The organism is Amycolatopsis sp. NPDC059021 (genome assembly GCF_042739895.1).
In the GTDB taxonomy this organism is placed as follows: domain Bacteria; phylum Actinomycetota; class Actinomycetes; order Mycobacteriales; family Pseudonocardiaceae; genus Amycolatopsis.
This window is the reverse complement of the sequence record NZ_JBHYIQ010000014.1, coordinates 65,645-72,912: the sequence shown is the minus strand read 5'-3', so window position 1 is coordinate 72,912 and position 7,268 is coordinate 65,645. Positions and strand designations below refer to the sequence as shown.

Genomic DNA, 7,268 nt, shown 5'->3' with positions numbered 1-7,268 from the left:
GGCGAACATCGTCTGGTAAACCTCCAGCGCGGTCCGGGCAGGCTGGTCGCTGGGCGAGGGCGGGGGGTTAAAAGGCGACTCGGGGGGCACGCGAAGGCACGGGTCGGCGTTTGGCGCCACCCCCCCGGGCGGGGGGGGGGCCCCCCGCACGTGTCAGCGTCCGCCCGCCGTGTGGATCACGCCGCCGGTGATGTTGCCGTTCGCCGCCGATCCCAGGAAGGCGACCAGCCTGCCGACGTCCTCCGGGGTGCTCAGCCGTCCGCTCGGGGTCTCCTCGGCGGCGCGGGTGATGAGCGCCGGGTCGACCCGGTCCAGGCTCTCGGTGAGCGTGCCTCCCGGCAAGACCGCGTTGACGAGTACGCCGCCTCCGGTCCACATGAGACCGCGGACGAAGCCGTGGAGCGCGGCCTTCGCGGCGCCGTAGATCTCGGAGCCGGGGTTCCCGTGGACCGCGGTGACCGAGGACAGCAGCACGACCCTTCCCCACCCGCGTTCCCGCATTCCGGCCAGTGCCAGCCGGATCGTCCGGAGATGCCCTTCGACGTTCTCCCGGAACAACGGGAGCCATTCCTCCATCGGGAGGTGTTCGAACGGGGGCAGCCGGTCGGGGTCCACCCAGACGAACGACTGGGCGTTGGCGACGACGACGTCGATCCCGCCCCAGCGATCTTCGACCGTCCGGACGGCTTCCTCGATGATCGCGGGATCGCCGAGGGCGTACCGCACGGCCATCGCTTGTCCGGGACCACCCAGCTCTCGCACGGTGGCGTCGGCTTCGGCGGCGTCGCTGTGATAGGTGATGGCGACGTGTGCGCCTTCCGCGGCGAAGATCCGGGCCGTGGCCCGGCCGATGCCGCGGGTGGCGCCGGTGATCAGCACGCGCTTGCCATCGAGGTGCAGGTCCATTGTGGATTCCTTCGGTCGGGGCGGAGGATCACCGGGATTCGAGCCGCCAGGACGCGGCGGTGAAGGCGTGTTCGTACCGGATCGCGTGCTCGCAGTTCCGCAGCAGGTCGGCTTCGTCGGCCTGGCCGCGGCCGGCTGCCTGCTCCGCGAGCCGGAGGAAATCTTCGAGCACCGCGGCGAATCCGGCTCCCGGGTGGTTCGCGGTGATCAGCCCGGCGTACCGGGAGCCCGGGTCGTGCCGGGCGAGCAGGTCGTCGTTGACGAGCAGGAAGAGCCATGCCGACGGGAGCAGGGCGCCGACTCCCGCCGCGAACGCGCTCCCGCCGGTCGCGGACAGCAGATAGTGGCCGTACGCGGCGGTCGTCGGTGCCACGGGAGGCGGAGCGTCCGTGGGGATCGGAACGCCGGATTCCGCGCACCAGCGCCGGAATCGGCTCACCCGGTTCGCGCTGTCGGACAGCGACGCGGCCGCCATGCCGGTGAGCAGTTCCGCGTGCCGGTCGGCGGGCGCGTGCGCGGCGCAGCGGGCGAGCGCGCGGCCGTAGGCGGGGAGGAGATGACAGCAGTCCTGCAGGATGTACTGGCACAGCACGGATTCCGGCAGCGTCCCGTCCCGGAGGCCGCGGAAGTACGGATGGTCGACGAGTTGTGCGGCGGCGTCGGCCGCGAGCCGGTCGAGGCGGGTGCGCAACGGGGAGGGCGCCCCCTCGGGGGTCGGTATCGCCATCGCGTCATCGTGCGGGCACCCGGTGGAGCCCGGGTGGGGCGTCGCTGTGGTCGAGTGCCGCTCCACCCCTTCGCGAGTGGACGGCGGCATGGTTGCCGCCGGGAAACGGTCGCCGAGCAGGAAAAGGGAGCGCCATGCGAGTGCTTTTCACGACGTGGGCGTGGCCGTCGCATCTCTACGCGCTGGTCCCGTTCGCACTGGCGCTGCGGGACGCGGGCCATGAGGTACTGGTCGCCAGCCAGCCCGCGTTGCTCCCCGAGATCCGGCGCGCCGGCCTGCCCGGCGCCGTGGTCGGCGAGGACGTCGACGCGCCGGGCATGGTCCGCGGCTACCTCCTGCCGAGCGAGCGTGACGGCGAGGAGGAGGCCGCGCCCCGGCTGGGCAAGGGGCCGAGGGCGACGCGGATGTTCCTCGCGAACGCCGAGGCGATGACCGGCGAGCTGGTCGCGCTCGCCAAGGACTGGCGTCCGGACTTCGTGGTGTTCGAGCCGACGGCACTGGCGGGGCCGATCGCGGCCGCCGCCGTCGGGGTGCCCGCCGTGCGGCATCTGTACGGGACCGACCTGGTACTGCGGGCGAAGGAGGTGCTGGCGGACGCGCTCGCCCCGCTGGCCGATCGCCACGGCGCGGGCCCGGTGGACCCGCTCGGCGTGGTCACCGTGGACCCGATGCCCGCCGGCCTGCAGGTGACCGCCGCCTATCGTCGCTTCCCGGTCCGGTTCGTCCCGTTCCACGGCGTGGCGGGACGTCCGGCGCGGTTGCCCGCCGGCGGCGGACGTCCCCGCGTGGGGGTGACCTGGGGGCACACCATCGCGAAGGTGGCCGCGGCCCGGTTCCCGGTCCGTGAGGTGCTTTCGGCGCTGAGCGGGACCGGCGTGGAGGTCGTGGCCGCCGTCTCGGCCGGGCAGCGGGAGCTGGTCGGCCGGCCACCGGGGAACGCGCGGGTCGTCGTCGACGCGCCGTTGGACCAGGTGCTCTCCGGCTGCGACGCCGTCGTCGCGCACGGGGGCGCCGGATCGCTGCTTACCGCGGTGCGGCACGGCCTGCCGCAGTTGCTGATCCCGCAGCTGCCGGATCACGCGGGCCACGCGGCCAGGATCGTCGCGGCCGGGGCCGGGGACGTGCTCACCCGTGACGAGGCCACCGGCCCCGCGATCCGCGCCGGCGTGGAACGTCTGCTCGGTGACGGCGCCCCGCGTGAAGCGGCCCGGCGCTTGCGCGACGAAATGCGGAGACAGCCTTCGCCCGCCGAAGTCGGCGCGTCGGTCATGGCGGGGCTGGCCGGATGAGCGACGCTCGCGAGAGAATCGGGGACCTCATGCGCCACAACGGATCCGGCACCTTCTCGCGGAGCGGGGCGATCGCATGAGCGGCCAGGATCTCGACGTTCCGGTGCTGATCGTCGGCGGTGGCTACGCCGGCCTGGCGTCCTCGGCGTTCCTTGCCGCCCAAGGCGTCCGGTCGTTGCTCGTGGACCGGCATCCCGGCATCCCGATCCAGGGGCGTGCGCGGGGGATCAACCCGCGGACCATGGAGCTCTACCGGCCGCTCGGCATCGAGGACGCGGTCATGGCGGCGGGCGCGCCCTTCGACGGCGAAGCGGGTGTCGTCCGCTGTGCGAGTATCGCGGGGGAGTGGAACTGGCTGCTCGACGACTCCCACGGGCTGCCCCGCGTGATGCCCGACCGGACCGCGGCGCGGTTCTGCATGGCCGACCAGAGTTCGGTGGAGCCGATCCTGGCCGAGGCCGCCCGTGCCCGCGGGGCGGAGCACTGGACCGATACGCGGCTGCTGTCGCTCGAGGACGGCGCCGGGCGGATGACCGCGGTGCTCGAAGACCGGAAGACCGGTGCGCACCGCAGGGTGCGCGCGGAGTACGTGATCGCCGCCGACGGAGTGCACAGCACCGTGCGCGAGTGCCGGGGGATTCCCCGCACCGGTCCTGGGACCACCCAGCACTGGGCCAGCATGATCGTCCGGGCCGATCTGGCGGATCTGGTGCGGCGGCGGGCGCTGTTCTGGATCGTGGTCAACGAGGACATCGGTTTCGGTGCCTTCCTCACCACGGCAGGCCAGGACCACTGGGCGGTCAGCGTCACCTACGACCCGGCGAAGGAGTCGCTCGCGGACTTCACCGAGGACCGCTGCGTCCGGGTGGCGCGGTCGGTGATCGGTGATCCGGCGCGGGCCGTGGAGATCCTGGACCTGACCGGCTGGGAGGAGGCGGTCGCGGTGGCCGAGCGCTTCCGTGACGACCGGGTGTTCCTCGTCGGCGACAGCGCGCACGTGTGGCCGCCCGCCGGTGCGATGGGGGCGAATTCCGCGGTGCAGGACGCGCACAACCTGGCGTGGAAGCTGGCGGCCGTGCTTCGGGGACACGCCGGGCCGGGGCTGCTGGACAGTTACGAGGCCGAGCGCAGGCCGGTGGCCACCGAGCTCGCGCGGATCGTCGTGCGCCGCCAGGAGACCCGGTTCGGTGCCACGCCCAACGACGACGACGTCGACGACGCGCTGTGCGTGTTCGGGCAGCGATACCGTTCCGGTGCCGTGCTCGGCGCCGAGCACGGCTCGGTGTTCGGCGACACCCTCGACCAGTACGCCAGCCCCGGCACCCGTGCCCCGCACCTCTGGCTCGACGGCGCGGACGGCCGGATCGGCGTCCACGATCTGTGCCTCGACGCGTTCGTGCTGCTCACCGGGCCCGGCGGGACGCGCTGGTGCGCGGCCGCCGCCCGGATCCGTGACGTACCGCTGCGGGCCTACCGCGTCGGGCCCGCCGGAGGCGCGGCGGAGCTGATCGACGTCGAGGGGAACTGGGCCGCCCGCTACCGCGCCGCCGAGGACTCGGCGGTGCTCCTGCGGCCGGACGGTTACGTGGCCTGGCGCGGCGAGTCCGAAGTGGACGACGCGGAGGGCGCGCTCCGCGCCGCGCTGCGGCGGGTGCTCGCGCGGTGACCCGCGGCGCTAGAGGCCTTTCGCCATCCCGGCGTCGATCGCGAAGTCGGCGCCGACCGCGCTGGGGACCGCGCCGGACAGCAACAGCACCACCATGGCCGCGACCTCCTCGGCCTCGACCATCCGCCCGGTCGTCAGCCCCATCATCTCCGGGACCTTGGCGACGAACTCCTCCGGAGTCGTGCCGAGGGATTCCGCGAGGGCGGGGCTGGTCCAGATGCGGGTGCGGACCGGGCCGGGGGACACGGTGTTCACCCGGACACCGCGGGGGCCGAACTCCGCCGCCAGCGCCTTGCCGAGGCCGGCGAGCGCGGCCTTGGCCGCGGAGTAGTGGACCAGGTGCGGGTCGGGCAGCCGGGCGTTGACCGAGCCGATGTTGACGATCGCGCCGCGGCGTTCGATCAGGCTGGGCAGCGCGGCGCGGGTGGCCCGGACCGCGCTGAAGAGGTTGAGCTCGACCGCGCGCTGCCAGGTCTCGTCGTCGGTGTCGAGGAAACCGCTCGCCATCTTCACCCCGCCGCCCACATTGTTCACCAGCAGATCGACGCCGCCGAACCGGTCGAGCGCGTGCCGGATCAGCGTGGCGGGCCCGTCCGGGGTGGCGAGGTCCGCCAGGACGACATGCGGCGTGGCGGCTTCCAGTTCGCCGCTCATGGTGCGGGTCCCGCCGAGGACCTGTACCCCTTCGGCGGTCAGCGCGCGCACCACCGCGAGGCCGATCCCGTGCCCCGCGCCGGTCACCACTGCCGTCTTTCCCGAAAGCCCGAGGTTCATCGCCACTCTCCTGAGTCGTCGCCTGCGTCCACTGTGGACTTCGCGAAATCGGCCGCGCGCAGGAACCGCCCGTTCGGCCCGTCGTCGGGAAGCTCGGCCGCTTCCGCGATGACCGCGGCGGCCGTCTCCGGGCCGCTCGCCGCGCCGGGCATCATCCGGGTGCGGACCCGGCCGGGATTCACCGCGTTGACCAGCACACCGGATCCGGCGACCTGCGCGGCGAGCATCGTCGTGAGGCCGTTCACCGCCGCTTTCGACAGCGAGTAGCCCGGGGTACGCGGGAACAGTCCTTGGCCGAACTCCCGCGTCGTGCCGCTGGAGACGAACACGACCCGGCCCCAGCCGCGGCCGAGCATTCCGGGCAGGAAGGCCTGCACGGTCCGCCACGTGCCCAGCAGGTTCACCGCGAACGTGCGCTCCACCAGCGCGAGATCGACCACGACGGGATCGGTGTCCGCGTCGAGCAGCACACCGGCGTTGCACACCAGCATGTCGACCGGCCCGGCCAGCCGCGCCGCCCGGCCGACACTGTCCACATCGGTCACATCGAGCGACAGGGCCGCGACGTCCGCGCCGATGCCGGCGGCGGCCCGGCGGGCGGTCTCGTCGTCGCGAGCGGTCACGACGACGCGATGCCCCCGCCGGTGCAGCGCGCGGGCGACGGCGTGGCCGATGCCCCGGTTCGCCCCGGTGACCAGCGCGGTCCGCGGCGCGTTCACCGGCATCGCAGGGGCAGATGCTTGATGCTGTTCATGAAGTTGGTCTCGGCGCGGACCGGTGTCCCGGCGAGCTCCCAGCGCGGCAGCAGGTCCAGCGCCGCTCCGAGAAACGTCCGGAGTTCCAGGACGGCGAGGCCGTTGCCGATGCACACGTGCGGTCCCCCGCCGCCGAACGAGAGGTGCTGGTTGGGACGGCGGCGGATGTCGAACCGGTCCGGGGCCTCGAAGACCTCCTCGTCCCGGTTCGCCGAGGTGTACCACATGACGACCCGTTCCCCCGGCGTGATCCGCTGCCCGGCGACCTCGGTCTCCTCGACGGTGTTGCGGGCGAAATGGGTGACGGGGGTGACCCACCGCAGCACCTCGTCGGTGGCGGAGGCCAGCAATCCGGGGTCGTCCCGGAGCGCGGCGAGCTGATCGCCGTGCCGCAGCAGGGCGTGCACGCCGCCGGAAACCGAGCAATAGGTGGTTTCGCTGCCCGCGGTGATCAGGGTCGTCGCGAAGACGCCGATCTCCTCGGTGGTCAGCCGGTCGCCCTTGCGGCGCGCGGCGAGGAGCAGGGAGAACATGTCGTCGGCGGGATGGCGGTCGCGATACCGGGCGAACTCGAGGAAGTAGTCGAGCAGCTGGGTGAACACGTCCGGCCCGCCCGCGGCGGCGGCGTCGTACTCCGGATCACCGAGGTTGACGGTCTGGCGAGCCCAGCGGAGCACCATCTCGCGGTCGCTGCCGGGGACGCCGATCAGCTCCCCGAGCACCTCGAACGGCAGGGGGAGCGCGACGTCCTCGGCCAGGTCGAATTCGCCCTTCTCGCAGGCGGTGGCGAGCAGGGTGCCGACGATCCGGCGGATGCTCTCCCCGAGCGCGGCGATCCTGGCCGGGGCGAAGGCCTTGAAGGTCAGCTGCCGCATGCGGGTGTGGTCCGGCGCGTCGAGGAACGTGATGATCCGGTAGTCGGAGTCCTGCAGGCGCACCGAGGTCATCGTGCTCGGGCTGGACGAGAACGCCTTGTGGTCGCGCGAGACGGTGACGACGTCCCGATGCCTTGTCGCGTACCAGAATTCGTTGCCCTCGGCGTCGGCGGCCCTGGTGAGGCCGGGCCGGGCACGGAGGTCGCGGAAGTAGTCGTAGGGGATGCCGTCGGTGAAGGCATCCGGAGCCATCAGGTCGATGCCGGGAATGGTCAT

General features: G+C 72.9%; 7 protein-coding genes. 2 read left to right on the top strand and 5 right to left on the bottom strand.

Annotated elements, in window-relative coordinates; genetic code table 11:
• Positions 1-153 precede the first annotated feature (153 nt).
• Positions 154-906, bottom strand: coding sequence for an SDR family NAD(P)-dependent oxidoreductase (locus tag ACFWX1_RS11075; RefSeq protein WP_378386150.1), 753 nt, complete (start codon positions 904-906; stop codon positions 154-156).
• Positions 907-934: 28 nt separating this feature from the next.
• Complete coding sequence (locus ACFWX1_RS11070) at positions 935-1,633, bottom strand: TenA family protein (RefSeq protein ID WP_378386148.1); 699 nt, start codon at positions 1,631-1,633, stop codon at positions 935-937.
• 134 nt (positions 1,634-1,767) lie between these two features.
• On the opposite strand from ACFWX1_RS11070, the gene ACFWX1_RS11065 reads away from it, so the two are divergent.
• Both ACFWX1_RS11065 and ACFWX1_RS11060 read left to right on the top strand, forming a co-directional pair.
• A complete protein-coding gene (locus ACFWX1_RS11065; protein WP_378386146.1) occupies positions 1,768-2,922 on the top strand; it encodes a nucleotide disphospho-sugar-binding domain-containing protein in 1,155 nt (384 codons plus the stop codon).
• Between the two features lie 76 nt (positions 2,923-2,998).
• Positions 2,999-4,588: an FAD-dependent monooxygenase gene (locus ACFWX1_RS11060; protein ID WP_378386144.1), complete on the top strand. Its 1,590-nt coding sequence runs from the start codon at positions 2,999-3,001 to the stop codon at positions 4,586-4,588.
• Positions 4,589-4,597: 9 nt separating this feature from the next.
• Here the strand turns inward: ACFWX1_RS11060 and ACFWX1_RS11055 are convergent, their stop codons facing one another.
• Genes ACFWX1_RS11055 through ACFWX1_RS11045 form a run of 3 tightly spaced genes read right to left on the bottom strand, consistent with a single transcriptional unit; the run spans position 4,598 to position 7,268 of the window.
• The gene (locus ACFWX1_RS11055; RefSeq protein ID WP_378386142.1) at positions 4,598-5,362 is read right to left on the bottom strand and encodes an SDR family NAD(P)-dependent oxidoreductase; all 765 of its coding nucleotides are present in this window, start codon (positions 5,360-5,362) and stop codon (positions 4,598-4,600) included.
• Positions 5,359-6,087: an SDR family NAD(P)-dependent oxidoreductase gene (locus ACFWX1_RS11050; RefSeq protein ID WP_378386140.1), complete on the bottom strand. Its 729-nt coding sequence runs from the start codon at positions 6,085-6,087 to the stop codon at positions 5,359-5,361. Before ACFWX1_RS11050 ends, ACFWX1_RS11055 begins: the two co-directional genes overlap by 4 nt.
• Positions 6,078-7,268, bottom strand: coding sequence for a cytochrome P450 (locus tag ACFWX1_RS11045; protein ID WP_378386138.1), 1,191 nt, complete (start codon positions 7,266-7,268; stop codon positions 6,078-6,080). The genes ACFWX1_RS11050 and ACFWX1_RS11045 overlap by 10 nt, the downstream gene beginning before the upstream one ends.

Excerpts from the sequence above, each read along its gene's own strand:
- ACFWX1_RS11065 (WP_378386146.1), top strand. The coding sequence starts at position 1,768 with ATGCGAGTGCTTTTCACGACGTGGGCGTGGCCGTCGCATCTCTACGCG.
- ACFWX1_RS11050 (WP_378386140.1), bottom strand. The coding sequence starts at position 6,087 with ATGCCGGTGAACGCGCCGCGGACCGCGCTGGTCACCGGGGCGAACCGG.
- ACFWX1_RS11075 (WP_378386150.1), bottom strand. The coding sequence starts at position 906 with ATGGACCTGCACCTCGATGGCAAGCGCGTGCTGATCACCGGCGCCACC.
- ACFWX1_RS11055 (WP_378386142.1), bottom strand. The coding sequence starts at position 5,362 with ATGAACCTCGGGCTTTCGGGAAAGACGGCAGTGGTGACCGGCGCGGGG.
- ACFWX1_RS11070 (WP_378386148.1), bottom strand. The coding sequence starts at position 1,633 with ATGGCGATACCGACCCCCGAGGGGGCGCCCTCCCCGTTGCGCACCCGC.
- ACFWX1_RS11045 (WP_378386138.1), bottom strand. The coding sequence starts at position 7,268 with ATGACCATTCCCGGCATCGACCTGATGGCTCCGGATGCCTTCACCGAC.
- ACFWX1_RS11060 (WP_378386144.1), top strand. The coding sequence starts at position 2,999 with ATGAGCGGCCAGGATCTCGACGTTCCGGTGCTGATCGTCGGCGGTGGC.